This is a genomic window from Nocardioides sp. (assembly GCF_029937575.1).
Classification (GTDB): domain Bacteria; phylum Actinomycetota; class Actinomycetes; order Propionibacteriales; family Nocardioidaceae; genus Nocardioides.
Window position 1 is genome coordinate 1 of the sequence record NZ_JAPYPS010000073.1, and the last position, 18,677, is coordinate 18,677.

Here is an 18,677-nt window from a genome sequence, read left to right on the forward strand (position 1 = left end):
GCTCGATGGGCTCGGAGATCGCCCACTGGTTGTTCTGGCAGAAGAAGACGACCGGGGCGTTGTAGGACGCGGCGAAGATGAAGGCCTCGTTGACGTCGCCCTGGCTGCTGGCGCCGTCGCCGAAGTGCGCGACCACCGCGGCGTCGCGCTCCGGGTCGCCGGTGCCGACGTCGCCGTCGCGCTGGACGCCCATCGCGTAGCCCGTGGCGTGCAGCGTCTGGGCGCCGATCACGATCGTGTACTGGCCGAAGTTGACCTCGGCGGGATCCCAGCTGCCGTGGTCGACGCCGCGGAAGAGCCCGAGAAGCTTGAGGGGGTCGAGGCCGCGGCACCAGGCGACGCCGTGCTCGCGATAGGTCGGGAAGACGTAGTCCTGCGGGCGCAGGGCTCGGCCGGCACCGATCTGCGCGGCCTCCTGGCCGAGGAGCTGGGCCCAGATGCCCAGCTCGCCGTGACGCTGGAGGGCGGTGGCCTCGGTGTCGATGCGCCGGGTCAGCACCATGTCGCGGTAGAAGCCACGCAGGTCGTCGGCGGAGAAGTCCATGTCGAACTCGGGATGGTGGACCCGCTCGCCCTCGGGCGTCAGCAGCTGGATCAACTCGGGGCCTCCGTCCGCCTGGCTGGGGCCGAAGACGTCGACCAGGTCGGGGCCGAAGGTATCGGTCGCGGCGGGTCGGGTCGGTGGGGGGCTCACGTGGTCGCTGCTCATGCGGGGCTCCTTCTCGTCACCCGGGGAGCGGGGTCGCCGCGTCCGGGAAGCTGGGACCGTGTCGCCCCCGGGGCACTGGCCGCGCCGGGTGTGGCGACCTGTGACCCGGGACACAGTCCGGGATGAAGAGCAACCTACAAGGGTGGTCGGCTCAGGACCAACCCAGCCGCTAGGGTCCACGCATGGGTGACAAGAGCAGGTCCGCCAGCACGACCATCGCCGCACCGCCGGCCACCGTCTTCGCGATCCTGGCCGACCCCCGCCAGCACCCGCGCATCGACGGCTCCGGCAACGTCAAGGACTCCATCGAGGGTCCCGAGCGGCTGGAGCTCGGGTCGCAGTTCGGGATGGACATGAAGATGGGCGCGCCCTACAAGATCAAGAACAAGGTGGTCGAGTTCGAGGCCGACAAGCTCATCGCGTGGCGCCACATGGGCACCCATCGCTGGCGCTACGAGCTCAGCCCCACCCCCGACGGCGGCACCGAGGTCACCGAGACGTGGGACCTCTCGCACTGCAACCCGGTCCTGCGAGCCACGCTGTCGGCGAGCTTCGGCTCCAAGACACAGAAGGCGCTCGAGGCCACGCTGGTCAAGCTCAAGGCCGCCGCCGAGGCCGACACCCCGACCTGACCCGGGCCGGCTCGACCCGACCCGGGTCTCGTCCGGGCCGCCCCCCTCCGACCTGGGCTACAGGTCCCACAAGGAGTCGTCGCGGTCCGTGACGACCGGCTCGCCGGCCGCCTCGGCGAAGGCGTGCAACGCCTCGACGAAGGCTGCCCGGGTCCCCTGCGGCAGCCGCCGGGCGATCGCTCCCAGGGCGCGGCGCCGACGCGCCACGACCCGTCCGACGAGAGCCTCTCCGTCCGCCGTCAGCCGCAGCACGACCTCGCGGCCGTTGTCGGGATGCCGGTCCCGGGTCACCAGCCCACGCCGTACGAGACGCTCGACCATCCGCTGGGCCGTCGAGGCACCGACGTCGAGGAGGCCGGCGAGGGTCACCAGGTTGACCGGCTCCGGCCGATCGAGCAGGACCAGGCTGCGGAACTGAGGCAGCGTCACGCCACCCTCGTCGTCCAGCGACCGCTCGGAGACTCCGACCATCACGCGACCGGCCCGCAGGAGAGCGGTTGCCAGGTCGTCGCCCGCTCGTCCGGAATTTCGTTGCATGCTGCAACCATTGCATACTGCACTGATGCAGTGGCGTACCCGAGTCCCGACACTTCACGGCCTGCGCACCAGCGAGACCGGCCTGCTGAGCCTCGCCGTCCTGGTCGGCGCCGGAGCCGGGATCGGTGCCGTCGCGTTCCGCTGGCTCGTGGACACCATGACGGTGCTCTTCTCCGGGCAGGACGACTACGCCGACGCGGGCCACGCGGCGCACCCCTGGCTTCCGTGGCTCGGCGGCGGCTTCGTCGTGCTGACCCCCGTCGTCGCCGGACTGATCTACGGCCCGCTGGTCCACCGCTTCGCCCGCGAGGCGCGCGGGCACGGCGTACCCGAGGTGATGAACGCAGTCGCCAACAACGGCGGGCGCATCAAGCCCCAGGTCGCCGGGGTCAAGGCACTGGCCTCGGCCCTGACCATCGGCGGCGGCGGCTCGGTCGGGCGCGAAGGTCCGATCGTGCAGATCGGCGCCGCCCTGGGCTCGACCCTGGGACGCCTCACGCGCAGCGACGAGACGGTGATGCGGATGCTGGTCGCCTGCGGCGCGGCCGGCGGCATCGCAGCCACCTTCAACGCTCCGTTGGCCGGCGTCTTCTTCGCGATGGAGCTGATCCTCATCGACTTCGGTGCGCGCCACTTCGGCATGGTCGTCCTTGCCTCCGTGACCGCGAGCGTCATCGGCCGGGCCGCGCTGGGCGACGACCCGTTCCTGGTCCTGCCCACCTTCGCCGTCGACCACGTGCAGCAGTACCTGCTCTTCGGCCTGCTCGGGCTGCTCGCCGGCGCGGTCGGTGCGGTCTTCATCAAGGTGCTCTACGCCATCGAGGACGGCTGCGACCGGATCTGGCGGGGCCCCGAGTGGCTGCGGCCGGCGGCCGGCGGGCTGGTGCTCGGCCTGCTGCTGCTCGCGATCCCGCAGATGTACGGCGTCGGCTACCCGGTCCTCGGCAACGCGGTCGACGGTCGCTACGCCATCGGGTTCCTGCTCGTCCTGCTCGTCGCCAAGATGGTCGCGTCGGGCCTGACCATCGGCATCGGCGGCTCGGGCGGGGTCTTCGCCCCGAGTCTGTTCATCGGCGCGATGCTCGGCTCCGCGTTCGGTCAGGTGGCCCACCAGATCGCTCCGGACGTCGCCGGGCCGGCCGGCGCCTACGCCCTGGTGGGGATGGGCGCGGTCTTCGCCGGCTCGGCCCGGGCACCGATCACCGCCGTGGTGATCCTCTTCGAGCTGACCGGCGAGTACACCATCATCCTGCCGATGATGACTGCCATCGTGCTGGCCGTCGGCGTCAGCCACCTGCTCTCCCACGACTCGATCTACACCGCCAAGCTGCGCCGCCGCGGAGTCGACCTCACCGGACACCCCCAGCTGTCCGTGCACGCCCGGGCACCCGAGCGCTGACGCGGACCCGCGCGTCAGCGGTCGGGCGTCTCCGCGCTGAGTCGCAGGGCGATCGACGTCAGCGCCAGAGCCTGGACCGACTCCCACGTGCCGGGCTTGAGCTTGGCGGCGGTCGCCTCGGCCTGGCGGGCGAGGGCTGCGGCGCGGGCGACCTGGTCGTCATCGAGAGGCATGGGCCGACCCTACGACCTGCGCACAGCCCGCCCCGACATCGTTCAGCCGAACGGGTGTGGCGGGTGACGGCCTCCATCGAGGCACCCGCAGGGGTTCGCCCGCGGCCGTAGGCTGCTCCCAGGACCCGACGCGGTCGGGTCCCCGTGGCACGTCGAAGGGGAGAGATCGAGATGCAGTGGTGGGGTTGGGTGATCGTCGCCCTCGTCGTGGTGGTCGCCGTCGCGGCGGCACTGGTCGCCGTACAGGCCAAGCGCCGCAGGGGCGGCGTCATCGTCGGCGGGCCCGGGCCTGCCGACGCCGCGGGACCGACCGACACGAGTGGCGGCCTGCCGTGAGCCGCTTGATGCGCACCTCCGAGATCGCCTCGCTGCCGGTCGTCACCCTCGCCGGTGACGACGTCGCGCAGGTCAAGGACGTCGTCTTCTCCGCCGACGGCGGCGCGGTGGCCGGCTTCACCCTCGCCGGCCGCGGCCTGCTCTCGGGCCCGCTCAAGCAGGGCCTCTCGTGGAGCAACGTCGTCGGCCTCGGCCCGGACGCCGTGATGATCGCCGACGACGGCGCGCTCGAGCCCGTCGACACCGTGGTCGCGGCGGCCGCCTCGTCGTCGGCGGGTGCCGGTAGCGGGGGCAACGTGCTCGGCGACCGGGTCCTGACCGACACGGGCTCCGACCTCGGCAAGGTCTCCGACGTCGTCATCGAGTACGACAACGCCGACGGCGGACCGTGCGACGTGGTGGGCTACGAGATCGAGGCCTCCGACGCCCTCAAGGCCTCCTCCTCCAAGGGCAACAAGCACACCCGCCTGCTGCTCCCGCTCCCCGACACGCTGGCCGTCTCCAGCGAGCACGTCATGGTGCCGTCCAGCGCGGAGGGCTTCGTCAGCGACGACCTCGCCGGCTTCGGTGCCGCCGTCCAGGCCTTCCGGACCCAGCTGAGGGGCGGCAGCTGATGCTGTACTCCGACCTCAAGGGCCGCAAGCTCGTCGACACCACCTCGGCCGACACCGTCGGCAAGGTCGACGGCTTCCTGCTCGACCCCTCGACGCGCTCCGTCGTCGCTCTGGAGTTCAAGAAGACCGACAACGGCTCCGTCGTGGCGTGGTCCGACCTCACGGCCGTCGGCGCCGACGCGGTCACCATCGGCGGCGCCTCCGTGGTCGTCGACCCCGACGAGCGACTCGCCGACCTGGCCACCAAGGACGGCACCGTGCTGAAGAAGCGCGTGCTCTCCGACGCCGGCGAGGACCTCGGCTCGGTGCACGACATCGACCTCGACCCGGAGTCGGGCGCGCTGCTCGAGCTGATCGTCGGCGAGAAGAAGCACCGCACCTCGGTCGCCGGCTCGCGCCTGCTCGGCGTCGGGTCCTACGCCGTGGTGGTCAAGGCGGAGTGATCGGCCGTGGCACGATGGCGGCCATGACCACCGACAGCCCGGTGGCGGGGCCGCACCCACCTCGCGCACACACGCGCCGCCTGGTCGGCCCGGTCGTCGTCCTCCTGGGCGGCGTCATGTCGTTGGTGACCGTGCTCGTGCTCACGCTGCTGGACCGGGTGCGCATCACCCGGCCGGAAGAGCTCGCCTCGGAGGTCGGCTTCGGGCTCCCGTTCGACTGGGTCGCCCAGCAGCAGTACTCGCTCGACCCGCCCCTTCCCTACAGCGCGTCGCTCCGCTCGCCCTGGGAGCACGTGACCAGCGCGCAGCTGGTGCCGTTCGTGGTCGACGTCGTCCTGGTCTGGCTGGCCCTGGTGGTCGCCTGGGTGCTGCTCCGTGGGCTGCTCAGTCGCCGCGGCGCAGCCGTCTCCTGACGCGCACCGGAGGCCTCACGACAGGCAGGTCACGTGCAGGACCTGCCCCGGCGTCAGTGCAGCTCGCCGAGGTCCTCGTGCGCCTCGTGCGAGGCCGGCTCGACCTGGAAGGTCGCGTGGCGTACGTCGAAGTGCTCGGCGACGCAGACGCACAGCTCGTCGAGGATCGCTCCGACGCCGCGTTCGGCGAGCGCCGCGTCGGTCACCGTGACGTGGGCCGAGAGGCTGGGGATGCCGCTGGTGATGGTCCACGCGTGCAGGTCGTGCACGTCGAGCACCCCGTCGACGTGGCGCAGGTGGTGCTCGACGTCGTCGATGTCGAGGCCCTTCGGCGCGATCTCGAGCAGGACCACTGCGCTGTCGCGCAGGAGGAGCCCAGCACGCGGGACGATCAGCGCGGCGATCGCCAGCGAGGCGATCGCGTCGGCCCGGTCGAAGCCCCACAGGAGGATGACGACCCCGGCAGCGATCGCGAAGACGGAGCCCAGCAGGTCGGCACCGACCTCGGCGGCGGCGGCCCGCATGTTGATCGAGTCGGTGTCCGAGCGGCTCAGGATGTACAGCGAGGTGCCGTTGGCGAGCAGCCCGATCGTGGCGAAGGCGACCATCGGTCCGGCCTCGATCGCGACGGGGTCGGAGAGGCGGCTGATGCCGGCGTACGCGAGGTAGGCGCAGACCCCGATCAGCACCACGGCGTTGAGCAGCGCGGCCAGCACCTCCGCGCGGTGGTAGCCGAACGTCGATCGCTTGGAGCCCGGCAGGGACGCGACGTACGACGCCCCCAGGGCGAGCACGACGGCGCCGGCGTCGGTGGCCATGTGGCCGGCGTCGGCCAGCAGCGCCAGGGACCCCGTCAGGAGGGCTCCGACGACCTCGACCACCAGGACGACGACGGTGACCAGGAGGGCCCAGCGCAGGCGCGAGCGGTCGGCGGCGCGCCCGGCGGCGTGTCCCTGTCCGTGCCCGTGCCCGTGACCCATCCTCCGAGGATAGGCGCGCGGTCGGAGTGGGGTCAGCCCCGTCCGTGCGGCTCCAGCCACACCGCCGGGTCGGGCCCCTTCGGGACGACACCGGTCGGATTGATCTCGGTGTGGACCACGTAGTAGTGCTCCTTGATCTGGTCGAAGTCGATCGTCTCCCCGAACCCCGGCGTCTGGTAGAGGTCGCGTGCGTAGCCCCACAGCGCGGGCATCTCGGCGAGCTTCTGCCGGTTGCATTTGAAGTGGCCGTGGTAGACCGCGTCGAAGCGAGCCAGGGTGGTGAAGAGGCGTACGTCGGCCTCGGTGATCGCCTCACCCATCAGGTAGCGACGGGTGCTCAGCCGCTCCTCGAGCCAGTCCATCGCGGCCCAGAGGCGGTCGTAGCCCTCCTCGTAGGCCTCCTGCGAGCCGGCGAAACCACACCGGTAGACGCCGTTGTTGACCTCGGTGAAGACCCGCTTCATCACCTCTTCCATCTCCTCGCGGAGGTCCGCCGGCCACAGGTCGGGGGCGCCCTCGCGGTGGAACTCGCGCCACTCGAAGGAGAGGTCGTGGGTGATCCACGGGAAGTCGTTGGTCACCAGCAGCCCGGTCGCCTCCTCGACGATCGCGGGGACCGTGATGCCGCGCGGGTAGTCGGGGAAGCGCTTGAAGTAGGCCTCCTGCAGCCGCTCCATGCCGAGGACCGGGTCGCGGCCGTCGGGATCGAGGTCGAAGGTCCACGAGCGCTGGTCGTGGGTGGGGCCAGGCATCCCGAGGGAGATGACGTCCTCGAGCCCGAGCAGGTTGCGCACGATGATCGCCCGGTTGGCCCACGGGCACGCCTTGGCTGCGACCAGGCGGTACCGACCCGCCTCGACCGGCCACAGCTCGCCCTCGACGGGGCCGTGCTCCGGCGTACGGGGGGAGCCGTCGACGACCTTCGTGATCCGGTCGGGCACGTAGTTCATGTCCCGGTCGAAGCCCTTGCCGGTCTTGACGAAGGTCGCGTCCTGGCTGTCGCTGCTGTCACTCATGACGTCACCCTATCCATGTAGGTGACAATTCAATCATCCGTCGGGGTGACGCTACTGGGGCAGCAGCGACGCCACGAACTCCAGCTTGTCGAGGACCGGGCCGGGGATGACGAACGGGTAGACGTCGTCCTTGCCCATGGACCGGTTCATCTGGTTGAGCGCGATCGAGAGCGGGATCCACACCCCGGTCACGACGTCGCGGAAGCTGGAGAAGGCCTCGAGCCCGCCGATCGTGACCAGGCCGTACTCGCGGGCGGTCTCGATCGTGTCGCAGATGTGCAGGTAGTGCGACCAGGTCTCGGCGAAGTCCTCGAAGGGGTGCATGGTGGCGTACGTCGAGATGAACGACCGCGCCCAGTCATCGGGCGGACCCTCGGAGTAGTGGCGCTGGATCGACTCCTGGTAGTCGACCGACTCGTCGCCGAAGAGCTCCTTGCACCGCTCGATCCGCTCGCCACCGCGCACCAGCTGCCACTCGGCGTAGTGGCCGAACTCGTGGCGGAAGTGGCCCAGCATCGTGCGGTAGGGCTCGGCCAGCTTGGCGCGGACCTTCTCGCGGTAGGCGTCGTCGCTCTCGGCGAGGTCGATCGTGATGACCCCCTCCTCGTGGCCGATGACGACGTTCTCCTCGACGCTGGAGAGCAGGTCGAAGGCGATGCCGTCGTCGGGGTCGACGTCCTTGCCGACGACGTCGAAGCCGAGGGTGTCGAGCTCGACCAGGAGGTGCCGCTTGGCGGCCTCCGCGGCCGGGAAGTTGGTCAGCCCCTCGAGGTCGTCGTCGCTCGGGCGCGTCCGGGTCAGGTCACAGCTCGAGCACTGCCCACCCTCGACGGGCGCCAGCCAGGTGCAGCCGGACAGGTTGAGGTTGGCGCAGATGTGCCACGTCAGGCCGGTGCTGTCGACGTAGGTGCCCTGCTTGCTCACCGGCACGATCGCGCGCTCGGCGCGCGAGAAGCCCAGGGCGCTCCCGCAGGAGACGCAGACGGAGTTCTCGAAGTGCAGCGAGTTGTCGCAGACGCGGCAGCGGAAGGACTTCACTCGGTCGGCAGATCGGTGAAGAGGTCGGTCGGGAAGTCGGACAAGAAGTCCTCCGGGTCGAAGTCGGTCGGGAAATCGGAGAAGAGATCGGTGGGGAAGTCGCTGAACAGGTCCGTCGGGAAGTCCGAGAACAGGTCCGTCGGCAGGTCGGAGAAGGGGTCCTCCGGCAGGTCGCTGAACGGGTCGTCGGGCAGGTCGGAGAAGTCCGGGACGTCGGGGCTGTCGAAGTCAGGGAGATTCTCCAGCAGGGACCCAAATCCGAAGTCGTCGATCAGCCAGGCACCGTCGACCTTCGTGAGCTGGAAGTCGATCGTGACGTCGCTCGGGATCAGGCTCCCGAGGCCTTCCAGCTCCTCCGAGTCCGGGTCCACGGCCAGGCTGACCGGCACGGTGGCGTCGTCGCCGTCGATCTCGGCGTCCCCGACCTCGAGCTCGACGGAGTCACCGAACTCCTCGGCCGGGTCGGCCGACTCGCAGTCGTCGGGGTCCAGGGTCTCCTGGGCGTTGTCGGTCAGCAGTTCGACGGCGGCGTCGCAGTCACCGTCCCGGGCTGCGTCGAAGAAGCTCTGCACCGTCTCGGCCGGGTCGTCCGAGGAAGGGCCCGAGCCGCCGAGGGCGATGACCAGGATGATCACCAGGACCACGACGCCGACGAGTCCTCCGATCAGGCCGATCAGCAGGCCCTTGCGGTTGCCCGGTCCGGCGGTGCTGGGCGTGCCGTAGTCGGGACCGGGCGGCGGATAGCCCGCGGCCGCCGCGCCAGCCGTGCCGTACGACGGCTGCGGCGGGCTGGTCGGCGGCGGGCTGGTCGGCGGTGGGCTGGTCGGCATCGGCGTGGTGGGCGTCGCCGGGGGCTGACCCTCCGGCCCCCATTGCGACCCGTCCCACCAGCGCTGACCGCCCTTGCCGTCGTCGTACCAACCGGGAGGCGCGTTGTTGCCGGAGTCGCTCATGGTGTGTCCGTCTTCCAGGGGGGTGTGGGGCAGGTGGGTCGGGGCGTCAGTCGGAAAGCGCCGAGAGCGCGGTGAGCGCGTCGCGGAAGCGGTCGCTCTCGTCGTCGCCCTCTCCGGGAGCGTAGTAGCCCACGAGGTTTCCCGAGAAGTACGCGGTGCGCGCCGACTCGGCGTCCGCGTCGTCGAAGATCTCCGCGTCCCCCTGCGCGAAGAGGACCGCGGCATCGACCCCGTCGAAGCACAGCACGACGTGACGGCCAGCGTCGCCGGAGTCCGCCGCACCGGCCAGCCCCAGCAGTCCGCCCACCCGCTCCGGCTCGAGCACCAGGCCGTCGACGGTCCCGACGGGGTAGGTCTCCGCGTCCAGCGACTCCGCCTCCAGCGCGGCCACGACGTCGTCCGGGGTCGCCGTCGCCGGCCGCTCGAGCGAGACGAGGTCGACGCCGAGAGCGTCGAGCGCGTCCGGGGCGCCGGCCTGCAGCGCCGAGTAGGTGCCGTCGTCGACCGGGCCCGCCTCGCCGCTGCACCCCGTGAGACCGACGACCGCGGTGAGCACGATCGGGGGCAGCACGGCGCAGCGACGGAAGAGCACCCGGCCAGTCTCCCAGAGGACCCCCACCGGGGTCGTCACGGCGTCAGGGGCGTCACTCGGGCACTGGCGCCACGTCGACCGAGACCCGCATGGTCGAGCGCTTCGCCTCGGTGAAGATCACGCCCTTGAGCGGCGGCACGTCGCCGTAGTCGCGGCCCCACGCCACGGTGACGTAACGGTCGCCGGCCCACTGGTCGTTGGTCGGGTCCAGGGCGAGCCACTCGTCCTCGCCGAGCCACACCTCGACCCAGGCGTGCGAGGCGTCCGCGCCCACGACCCGCTCCTTGCCCGGCGGCGGGGTCGTGGCGAGATAGCCGCTGACGTAGCGGACCGCCAGTCCGTGCGAGCGCAGGCAGGCCAGCATCAGGTGGGCGAAGTCCTGGCAGACCCCGGCCCGCTTCTCCAGGATGTGCCCCACCGTGGAGGTGACGGTCGTGGCGGTCTTGTCGTACTCGAAGTCGGCGTGGACCCGGTGCATCAGGTCGGTCACCGCCTCGCCGATCGCCCGCCCCGGCGTCAGCGATGTCGCGGCGTAGTCGTGGGCGGCGGGGACCTGCTCGACCAGCGGCGAGGCGAGGGCGAAGTCGGTGGCCTGCCAGGCTCCGCGCGAGGCCGGCTCGCGCAGGGGTCGCAGTGGCTCCCAGGCCCGCCCGAGCGCCTCCTCGGTGTGCACCGGGGTCAGGGACTCGACCTGACTCACGCCGTCGACCACGAGCTGTTGGTGGCGCTCGGTCACCTGGAAGTACGTGACCCGGTTGCCGTAGTAGTCCTCGTCGGAGGACGAGTCGACCGGCGTCGGTGTCACGGTCACGTCGTACGACGCGACCTGCTGCCACGGCAGCGAGCGCGGCACGAGGTAGGCGACCCCGAGGCTGTCGCTGACGGCGTCGTCGTAGGTGTAGGTGGTGGTGTGCCGCACGGCGTACTTCATGACGCACTCCTCACGCAGGCCACGGCCCTCATGGTTGCGGCCTCAGCACGACCTCGCCGGTCACCGGCGGCGTGAACGAGTCGACCAGCGGCAGGCCCGCGAGCAGCTGCGGCGCCGGACCGCTCGTGTGGTGGAGCTCGGTGATCGCCTCACCGAGGCGCACGAGCTGGCCGATGGTGGTCTCGAGGAACGCCTCGAGGTTGGGCCGCCCGACGCCGCCGATGGCCACGAGGGTGGCGATGTCGGTGTCGGCCAGCGCCTCCTGCAGGTCGATGACGAGGCGCTCGGGCCGGCTGGACCCGGTGGAGGCCGGCAGCGCGGCGAGGTGCTCGGCGAGCTCGGCGAGGCAGAACGCCAGGGAGCGCGGGTTCTGCGGGTCCTCCAGCAGCAGCTCCAGCACGCCGCCGGGGCGCACGTAGCCGCGGTAGCGGCGCCGGTGAGTGACCGAGCTCTCGGCGGCGGCGAGCACCGAGTTGAGGACCTCGCGGTCCACGTCGATCCCGCGCCGCACCGTCGTGGTCGCCGCGAGCAGCTGGCACAGCTGCAGGGCCCGCTCCAGGGCGCGCCCGACACCGATCATGTGCCAGCCCTCGTCGCGGATCATGCTGGCGGTGACGCCGTGCAGGGAGAGGATCCCGCCGAGCATCCGGCCGGCCGACTCGTTGACCTGCTGGCTGTGGGTGCTGACCTCGAGGGAGTACGCCGCCCGGTCGGTCGTACCGAAGGCACGCCACACGTCACCGGAGAGCTGGTCGCGCACGCCCGAGAGGGCCTCGCGCAGTCCGTCCAGACCGTGGCTGACCGACCCCCGACGCGTGGCGTCCAGCAGCACCGAGCGGAACTCCCGGTCCAGGTCCTCGTGGGTGCGACCGGCGAGCCGACGTACGGCTCCCATCATCACGTCGAGGCCGGCCCCGCCGGTGGAGCGAGGACGCGTGCTGAAGTCCTCGGCCAACCCGTGGGCGGCCAGGACGAGGCGGAGCAGGTCCTCGACGCGCTCGGCGTACCGGCCGAACCAGTACATGTCCTCCAGGACGCGCGGCACCGTGCCCATCGAGGCGCGCACGTTGGTCATCGGCAGGATGTCGGGCAGGCCCTGGTCCGGGTCGGACGGATCGTCCTTGAGCACCCACAGGTCCTTGCTGCCGCCCGGCTGGTCACCCTCGACCAGGCTCACCAGTCCGCCGACGAGCGGCCGGTAGGCCGAGCCGTAGCGCAGCGTGAACGCGCGCAGGGTGACCGGCTGCGGTCCTGCCTCCCCCACGCCATAGCTCGTACGGCGCCAGGCCGGCGCCTGCGAGAGCGGGAGTCGCTCCTGCCCGACGAAGCGGTGCGGCTCGGCGAGCAGCCGGGCGACCAGCTCGTCGCGGGTGAGGTCGAGCATCGAGCTCGTCGGCTCGTCGATCGCCCGCACGATGAAGCCGTCCGAGCCGTCGAGCCGGTCGAGGACCAGCTCGAGGCCGTCGGGCTCGCCGCACCACCAGGTGGGCACCGAGGCCAGGCGCAGCGGCTCGCCGAGCAGCTCCTCGCACAGCGCCGGCATGAAGGCGTGGAGAGCTGGGTTCTCCAGGACGCCCGCGCCGAGGCCGTTGACGATCCGGACCCGGCCACGGCGGGTCGCCTCGACGAGCCCGGCGACGCCGAGCTGGGAGTCGCCGCGCAGCTCGAGGGGGTCGGCCCACGGGGCGTCGACGCGACGCAGGATGACGTCGACGCGCTCGAGCCGGCCGAAGACCCGCATCTGCACCCACCCGTCGCGCACGACGAGGTCGCTTCCCTGCACGAGAGGGAAGCCGAGGGCCGAGGCGATGAAGGCCTGGTCGTAGGCGGTCTCCGACGCGCTGCCCGGCGACAGCACCACGACGCGGGGGTCGGGCAGGTCGCCGGTGGCCGACTGCAGCAGCGCCGAGCGCAGGGCGGAGAAGAACGGCTCCATCCGGTGCAGGCCGGCGGAGCGGTAGAGCTCGGGCATCATCCGCGACAGGATGCGACGGTTCTCCATCGCGTAGCCGAGCCCGGACGGGGCCTGCGTGCGATCGGCCAGGACCCGCCACTCGCCGCGGTCGTCGCGGCCCAGGTCGGTGCCGGAGACGACCAGCGGTCGCGGGTCGGTGATCGAGGAGCGGGCCATCACCCGGGTGAAGCCCGGGTGGCCGAGCACGAGGGCGGGCGGCAGCACGCCGTCGCGCAGCAGCTTCTGCTCGCCGTACAGGTCGGTCAGGACGGCGTTGAGCAGCTCGGCCCGCTGCGCCAGACCGACCTCGAGCGGGGTCCAGGTCTCGGCGTCCATGACCAGCGGCATCGGGTCCAGGCGCCAGGCGCCCTGCCGCTCCCCCGGCCTGCCGTAGGTGACGCCGTCGTCGGCCAGGGCCCGGGCGATGTCCTCGTCCACCCGCCCCAGGTCGGCGGCGGTGAGGTCGACGGCAACCTCGGCCAGCCCCTTCCACGGGGTCCGCAGGGATCCGTCGAGGCCGACCACCTCGTCGAAGCGGGCGACCTCGCCGCCCAGCGTGGGCTGGGTGACTCCGGCCGCGTAGTCACGCAGCAGGCTCACGCGTCAGTATCTCCTGCGTCTCCTGGCCCGGTGGACGTGCGCGAGGTGGCAGCGGGCGGGACCCGACGCAGGTCGAGGGTGTGGGGGTACTCGTCGCTGGCCGCGCGCCGCGCCGCCTCGCGCAGCGCCCCGACGTCGAGGCGGCCCGCGGTGTGCCCGTGGGAGGTGAACCGGCTGGCCCGCCGTGCTTCCGCCTCGTTGGCGTTGATCGGCGGGTTGTCGTAGCTGCGACCGCCGGGATGGACGACGTGGTACGTCGCGCCACCCAGGCTCACGCCGGAGACGGCGTCGACCACGTCGAAGCGCAGCGGCGCCTGCACCTCGATGGAGGGGTGCAGGGCGGACCACGGCTGCCAGGCGCGGAACCGCACGCCGGCGTAGTGGTCACCCGCTGGGGTGAGAGTCAGTGGCACGGGGACACCCTGACACGTCACCAGGTGGCGGTGGGGGTCCAGTCCGGAGACGGCGACCTGGACGCGCTCGACGGAGCTGTCGACGTAGCGCGACGTGCCCGATCCGGTCGCCTCCTCGCCGAGCACGTGCCACGGCTCGATGGCCTGGCGCAGCTCGAGGGTGACCGGGCCGACGGTGGTGGCGCCGATCCGCGGGAAGCGGAACTCGGTGAACGGCGCGAGCCACTCCTCCTCGAAGTCGATGCCGAAGGCGCGCAGGTCGGCGACCACGGAGTTGATGTCGGCGATCGCGCCCTGCGGCAGCAGCGGGTCCTCGTGCAACCGGGTGCCCCAGCGCACCAACGGCTCCTTGAGCGGCTGCTCCCAGAACATCGCGACGAGGCTGCGCACGAGCAGTGCCTGGACGAGGGCCATCTGTCCGTGGGGCGGCATCTCGAAGCCGCGCAGCTCGAGCAGTCCGAGGCGCCCACGCGAGGAGTCGGGGCTGTACATCTTGTCGATGCAGAACTCCGAGCGGTGGGTGTTGCCCGTCAGGTCGGTGAGCAGGTGGCGCAGGGCCCGGTCGACCAGCCAGGGTCGCGGCCCCTCGCCAGTCCCGTCGGGGCCCTGGGCCTGCGCGGTGAGGCGCTCGATCTCGGCGAAGGCGATCTCCATCTCGTACGTCGCCTCGGGCCGCCCCTCGTCGAAGCGCGGCGCCTGGCTGGTCGGGCCGATGAAGCGCCCCGAGAAGAGGTAGCTCAGGCTCGGGTGCCGCTGCCAGTAGGTGATCAGGCTGACCAGCAGGTCGGGGCGACGCAGCATCGGCGAGTCGATGGGCGCCGTGCCACCGAGGGTGATGTGGTTGCCGCCGCCGGTGCCGGTGTGCAGACCGTCGAGGTCGAACTTCTCCGTCGTCAGGCGGGCCTGCCGGGCCTCCTCGTAGAGCGTGGTGGTGAGGTCGCGCAGCTCGGCCCAGCTCTTCGTGGGCTGCACGTTGATCTCGATGACGCCCGGGTCGGGCGTCACCACGAGCATCGTGAGCCGCGGGTCGGGCGGCGGGCCGTAGCCCTCGATCACGATCGGGCAGCCGACCTTGCGGGCCGCGACCTCGATCAGTCGCAGCAGGTCGGCGTAGTCGTCGAGGGCGTCGGTCGGCGGGAGGAAGACGTGGACGTGCCCGTCACGCGCCTCGAACGCGAGCGCGGTCGTGCCCTGGCCCTCGGGGTCCACGACCGTGACGACGGGGACCTTCGGCTCCAGGGGCGAGCCTGCCTCGAGGTACGACGGCTCGCCGGCGTACGCCGGGTCCTTCCAGGCCACCGAGTCGAGCGGCAGGCGCAGGCCGACCGAGCTGGTGCCGGGCACCAGCACGAGCCGGCCCCGACGAAAGCGCCAGGCGGGACTGACCCACTCGTCGGACTCCGCGTGACTCGTCACCAGCGGGATCACCCAGCCGGTGGGCGTCTCGACGTCCGCGTCGAGGACGCCGAGGCCCTGGGCGTCGAGCTTGTCGGCGGCGTCCTCGGGCGCCTCGCCCTGCGGCTGGCGCACGTCGGAGGCGAGGACGGCGAGGGGGTCCTCGAAGGCCGGGTGGACCTGCTCGGCGGGCAGCGCCAGAACCTTGCCGACGCGGCGAGCGAGCTCCTCGGCCTGCTGCTGCGCGACGGCCGGGTCGCTGCCCTTGCCCCACGGGTCGGCGAAGAGCGAGGAGTCCTTCCACAGTGGCACCCCGTCGGTGCGCCACTGGAGGCCGATGTTCCACCGCGGGAGCGGCTCGCCGGGGTACCACTTGCCCTGGCCGCGGTGGACGATGCCGCCCTGGGCGTAGGTCTCGCGCAGGCGCTCGGCCACGACGTTGGCCAGCGCGCGCTTCTCGGGGCCGTCGGCCTCGGAGTTCCACTGCGGGGTGGTCGCGTCGTCGAGGGAGACGAACGTGGGCTCGCCGCCCATCGTCAGCCGCACGTCGCCGGCGGTCAGCCGCTCGTCGACGGCCTCGCCCAGCGCGTCGATCCGGGCCCACTGGTCGTCGGTGTAGGGCTTGGTGACGCGGGGGTCCTCGTGGACCCGGGTGACCTCGTTGTGGAAGGAGAAGGTGACCTCGACCGGGTCGGTGGCGCCCTCGATCGGTGCGGCGCTGCTCGGGTGGGGCGTGGCGCTCAGCGGGATGTGTCCCTCGCCGGCGAACAGGCTGCTCGTCGGGTCCATCCCGACCCAGCCGGCACCGGGCAGGTAGACCTCGGCCCAGGCGTGCAGGTCGGTGAAGTCCTGCTCGGGCCCGCTGGGACCGTCGAGCGCCTTCTGGTCGGAGGCGAGCTGGACCAGGTAGCCGGAGACGAACCGGGCAGCCAAGCCGTACTGGCGCAGCAGCGCGACGAGCAGCCAGGCCGAGTCCCGGCACGAGCCGATCTTGCGGGTGAGGGTCTCGTCGGGCGACTGGACGCCGGCCTCCATCCGCACGGAGTAGGCGATCTCGCGGTTGACCGCAGCGTTGAGCGAGGCGAGGAAGTCGATGGTGCGGGTGGTGCCGTCCGGCCCTTCGTGCGGCTGCGGCAGGCCCTGGCGGAACTGGTCGGCGACCGAGGCGTCCTCGACCGAGCGCAGGTAGGGGAACAGGTCCGCGTGCAGGCTGTTCTCGTAGACGAACGGCATCGACTCGGCGTACTCCTCGACGAAGAAGTCGAAGGGGTTGATCACCATCAGGTCGGCGACCAGGCCGACGGTGATGTCGAGGGTCTTCACCTTCTCCGGGAAGACCAGGCGCGCCATCCAGTTGCCGAACGGGTCCTGCTGCCAGTTGAGGAAGTGGCTCTTCGGGGAGACGTCGAGGGAGTAGGCCTCGATCGGGGTCCGGGTGTGCGGCGCCGGCCGCAGTCGTACGACGTGCGGGGCGACGTTGACGGGCTCAGCGAAGTGGTAGGTGGTGCGGTGCTCGAGCGAGACCTTGGTCGACATGTCCCTACCCTGCCTCCCTTGGGTTGCCGAGCGGTAACGCGGTCCCGCCCGACCACGGTGCCGTCTCACCGGTCGGATTGCAGAGATCCATTTGCAAATGGTTCTTTGCAATCTAGGCTGGGCCGATGGACGACGCCCGCACCGCCACCCCGAGTCCCCACCAGCTGCGCGCCCTGGCGCACCCGGTGCGTCTGCGCATGCTCGGCATGCTCCGGATCGACGGCCCCGCCACGGCGACCGCCCTGGCGACCCGGCTGGGACTCAACACCGGCGCCACGTCGTACCACCTGCGCCAGCTCGCGAGCCACGGGTTCATCGAGGACGACGAGTCCCAGGGCAACCGGCGCGAGCGCTGGTGGAAGGCCGCCCACTCCTCCACGCGCACGGCCAGCCCGGCACCCGACGACGACGAGGGCTGGCAGAAGACCGACGCCTACCTGCAGACCGTGGCGACCGTCTACACCGAGTGGCTGCAGCGGGCGATGGAGGAGCGCCCGCTGCTGCCGCCCTCGTGGCGCGACGTCGGGACGCTGAGCGACTGGCACCCGCGGCTGACCCCGGCCACCGCGACCCGGCTCTTCGACCAGCTCGACGAGCTGTTGTCGAGCGTGGAGGACGAGGACGACCCCGAGGCCCGCCACGTCGTGTTCCAGGTCAGCGGCTACGTGCGGCCCGGCCAGGTGGCGGGAGACGACGTCCCCGGGGACGCGGGCGGGGACGAGTCACCGTGACGACCGGCGGGCGGCGCGCGCTCTACGGGTGGCTGACCGCCGACGCCGTGTCGGTCACCGGCACCCGGGTCTCGATGATCGCGATCCCGCTCTTCGTGCTCGACTCGACCGGCAGCGCCACCCGGACCGGTCTGGCCGCCCTCGCGGAGATGCTCCCGCTGGTGCTCTTCAAGGTCCTCGGCGGTCCGCTGATCGACCGGCTGGGCGCTCGCCGCATCTCGATCACCTGCGACCTCGCCTCCCTGGTCGTGGTGGCCTCGATCCCGCTGCTGCACGACGCCGGGCTGCTCTCCTTCGGCGGGTTCCTGGCCCTGGTGGCCGCGGCGGGCGCGCTGCGCGGACCCGGCGACGCGGCCAAGCACTCCCTCGTGCCCACCCTGGTCGGCGTGGCCGGGGTGTCCACCGAGCGGGTGACCGGCCTCAGCGCGACGGTGGAGCGCACCGCCTCCCTGCTCGGCGCGGGCCTCGGCGGACTCCTGATCGCCGCCGTCGGGCCGGACGACGCGCTGCTCATCGACGCCGCCAGCTTCGGGGTCTCGGCGCTGGTGCTGGCGTGGGCGACCGCGAGGCTCGCCGCCGAGAAGGACCAGCCGGGCGACGAGGCGGGTGACGGCGCGGGCGGCGGGGAGGGCGACACGTCGTACGCCGACCAGCTGCGGCAGGGCTGGGCGTTCCTGCGCGGCGACCGGGTCCTGCTCGGCATCACCGTGATGGTGTCGCTGACCAACCTGCTCGACGCCGCGTGGGCCTCGGTCCTGATGCCCGTCTGGTCGCTGGAGCCGGGGCGCGGGGCGGCGGCCCTGGGGCTGCTGTTCGGTCTCTTCAGCGGCATGTCCGCCCTCGGGGCGTTGTGCGCTGCCACGTGGGGCGAGCGACTTCCCCGCTACCGGATCTACCTGGGCGCCTTCGTGCTCACCAGCCTGCCGCGCTTCCTGGTGCTGGCCTTCGACACGCCACTGGCCGGCGTGCTCGCGGTCTTCGCGATCGGTGGGTTCGCCTCCGGGTTCATCAACCCGATCCTCGGCGCGGTCATCTACGAGCGCATCCCGTCACCACTGATGGGCCGGGTCACCTCGCTGAGCACGGCGATGTGCTGGTCGCTGATGCCGCTCGGCGGGCTGCTCGGGGGCGTCCTGGTCGACGCGATCGACCTGTCGCCGGCCATGATCGTCGTCGGCGTCGCCTACCTGGCGGTGACGATGCTGCCCGCGATCGACCCGCGGTGGCGCGAGCTGGACCGGCGCCCCGGCCCCACTCTCGACGCCAGCCCTGCCCACTAGCC

Annotated in this window: 19 protein-coding genes; 8 read left to right on the forward strand and 11 right to left on the reverse strand. The window is 71.8% G+C overall.

Annotated features, from left to right (window positions below):
* Nucleotides 1–709 (reverse strand): thiamine pyrophosphate-dependent enzyme (locus Q1K33_RS17870; protein WP_300406099.1); only part of this gene is annotated, 709 nt, incomplete at its 3' end.
* Between the two features lie 182 nt (nt 710–891).
* On the opposite strand from Q1K33_RS17870, the gene Q1K33_RS17875 reads away from it, so the two are divergent.
* On the forward strand, nt 892–1,341 hold the full coding sequence (locus Q1K33_RS17875; protein WP_300406100.1) for an SRPBCC family protein: 450 nt from the start codon (nt 892–894) through the stop codon (nt 1,339–1,341).
* Nucleotides 1,342–1,398: 57 nt separating this feature from the next.
* Here Q1K33_RS17875 and Q1K33_RS17880 read toward each other — a convergent pair whose 3' ends face one another.
* Nucleotides 1,399–1,878 carry a MarR family transcriptional regulator gene (locus Q1K33_RS17880; protein WP_300406101.1) on the reverse strand — a complete coding sequence of 160 codons (480 nt, stop codon included), beginning with the start codon at nt 1,876–1,878 and terminating at the stop codon, nt 1,399–1,401.
* A gap of 25 nt (nt 1,879–1,903) precedes the next feature.
* Here Q1K33_RS17880 and Q1K33_RS17885 point away from each other — a divergent pair, with 25 nt between their 5' ends.
* Entirely contained in the window at nt 1,904–3,277 is a 1,374-nt protein-coding gene (locus tag Q1K33_RS17885; protein WP_300406102.1) for a chloride channel protein, read from the forward strand.
* A 14-nt stretch (nt 3,278–3,291) separates the two neighbouring features.
* Here Q1K33_RS17885 and Q1K33_RS17890 read toward each other — a convergent pair whose 3' ends face one another.
* On the reverse strand, nt 3,292–3,450 hold the full coding sequence (locus Q1K33_RS17890; protein WP_300406103.1) for a hypothetical protein: 159 nt from the start codon (nt 3,448–3,450) through the stop codon (nt 3,292–3,294).
* 144 nt (nt 3,451–3,594) lie between these two features.
* Here Q1K33_RS17890 and Q1K33_RS17895 point away from each other — a divergent pair, with 144 nt between their 5' ends.
* From Q1K33_RS17895 to Q1K33_RS17910, 4 genes are read left to right on the forward strand one after another with little or no spacing between them, the layout of a single operon-like run.
* Entirely contained in the window at nt 3,595–3,786 is a 192-nt protein-coding gene (locus Q1K33_RS17895) for a hypothetical protein (protein WP_300406104.1), read from the forward strand.
* Nucleotides 3,783–4,400, forward strand: coding sequence for a PRC-barrel domain-containing protein (locus Q1K33_RS17900; RefSeq protein WP_300406105.1), 618 nt, complete (start codon nt 3,783–3,785; stop codon nt 4,398–4,400). Before Q1K33_RS17895 ends, Q1K33_RS17900 begins: the two co-directional genes overlap by 4 nt.
* The gene (locus Q1K33_RS17905; RefSeq protein ID WP_300406106.1) at nt 4,400–4,843 is read left to right on the forward strand and encodes a PRC-barrel domain-containing protein; all 444 of its coding nucleotides are present in this window, start codon (nt 4,400–4,402) and stop codon (nt 4,841–4,843) included. Before Q1K33_RS17900 ends, Q1K33_RS17905 begins: the two co-directional genes overlap by 1 nt.
* Nucleotides 4,844–4,866: 23 nt before the next feature.
* Nucleotides 4,867–5,256, forward strand: a complete 390-nt coding sequence (locus tag Q1K33_RS17910) for a hypothetical protein (RefSeq protein WP_300406107.1) — start codon at nt 4,867–4,869, stop codon at nt 5,254–5,256.
* Nucleotides 5,257–5,309: 53 nt separating this feature from the next.
* Here Q1K33_RS17910 and Q1K33_RS17915 read toward each other — a convergent pair whose 3' ends face one another.
* From Q1K33_RS17915 to Q1K33_RS17950, 8 genes are read right to left on the reverse strand one after another with little or no spacing between them, the layout of a single operon-like run.
* Nucleotides 5,310–6,236: a cation diffusion facilitator family transporter gene (locus Q1K33_RS17915; protein ID WP_300406108.1), complete on the reverse strand. Its 927-nt coding sequence runs from the start codon at nt 6,234–6,236 to the stop codon at nt 5,310–5,312.
* A gap of 32 nt (nt 6,237–6,268) precedes the next feature.
* The gene (locus Q1K33_RS17920) at nt 6,269–7,252 is read right to left on the reverse strand and encodes a glutathione S-transferase C-terminal domain-containing protein (RefSeq protein WP_300406109.1); all 984 of its coding nucleotides are present in this window, start codon (nt 7,250–7,252) and stop codon (nt 6,269–6,271) included.
* Nucleotides 7,253–7,303: 51 nt separating this feature from the next.
* Nucleotides 7,304–8,290, reverse strand: a complete 987-nt coding sequence (locus Q1K33_RS17925; protein ID WP_300406110.1) for a putative zinc-binding metallopeptidase — start codon at nt 8,288–8,290, stop codon at nt 7,304–7,306.
* Nucleotides 8,287–9,243 carry a hypothetical protein gene (locus Q1K33_RS17930; protein WP_300406111.1) on the reverse strand — a complete coding sequence of 319 codons (957 nt, stop codon included), beginning with the start codon at nt 9,241–9,243 and terminating at the stop codon, nt 8,287–8,289. The genes Q1K33_RS17925 and Q1K33_RS17930 overlap by 4 nt, the downstream gene beginning before the upstream one ends.
* Nucleotides 9,244–9,289: 46 nt before the next feature.
* A complete protein-coding gene (locus Q1K33_RS17935; protein ID WP_300406112.1) occupies nt 9,290–9,835 on the reverse strand; it encodes a hypothetical protein in 546 nt (181 codons plus the stop codon).
* Nucleotides 9,836–9,887: 52 nt separating this feature from the next.
* Entirely contained in the window at nt 9,888–10,766 is an 879-nt protein-coding gene (locus tag Q1K33_RS17940; RefSeq protein WP_300406113.1) for a transglutaminase family protein, read from the reverse strand.
* 28 nt (nt 10,767–10,794) lie between these two features.
* The gene (locus Q1K33_RS17945) at nt 10,795–13,320 is read right to left on the reverse strand and encodes a circularly permuted type 2 ATP-grasp protein (protein ID WP_300406114.1); all 2,526 of its coding nucleotides are present in this window, start codon (nt 13,318–13,320) and stop codon (nt 10,795–10,797) included.
* On the reverse strand, nt 13,317–16,664 hold the full coding sequence (locus Q1K33_RS17950; RefSeq protein WP_300406115.1) for a transglutaminase family protein: 3,348 nt from the start codon (nt 16,662–16,664) through the stop codon (nt 13,317–13,319). The genes Q1K33_RS17945 and Q1K33_RS17950 overlap by 4 nt, the downstream gene beginning before the upstream one ends.
* Before the next feature lie 125 nt (nt 16,665–16,789).
* Here Q1K33_RS17950 and Q1K33_RS17955 point away from each other — a divergent pair, with 125 nt between their 5' ends.
* Both Q1K33_RS17955 and Q1K33_RS17960 read left to right on the forward strand, forming a co-directional pair.
* Nucleotides 16,790–17,395, forward strand: a complete 606-nt coding sequence (locus Q1K33_RS17955; RefSeq protein ID WP_300406116.1) for a helix-turn-helix domain-containing protein — start codon at nt 16,790–16,792, stop codon at nt 17,393–17,395.
* A complete protein-coding gene (locus Q1K33_RS17960; protein WP_300406117.1) occupies nt 17,392–18,675 on the forward strand; it encodes an MFS transporter in 1,284 nt (427 codons plus the stop codon). The genes Q1K33_RS17955 and Q1K33_RS17960 overlap by 4 nt, the downstream gene beginning before the upstream one ends.
* Nucleotides 18,676–18,677 lie beyond the last annotated feature (2 nt).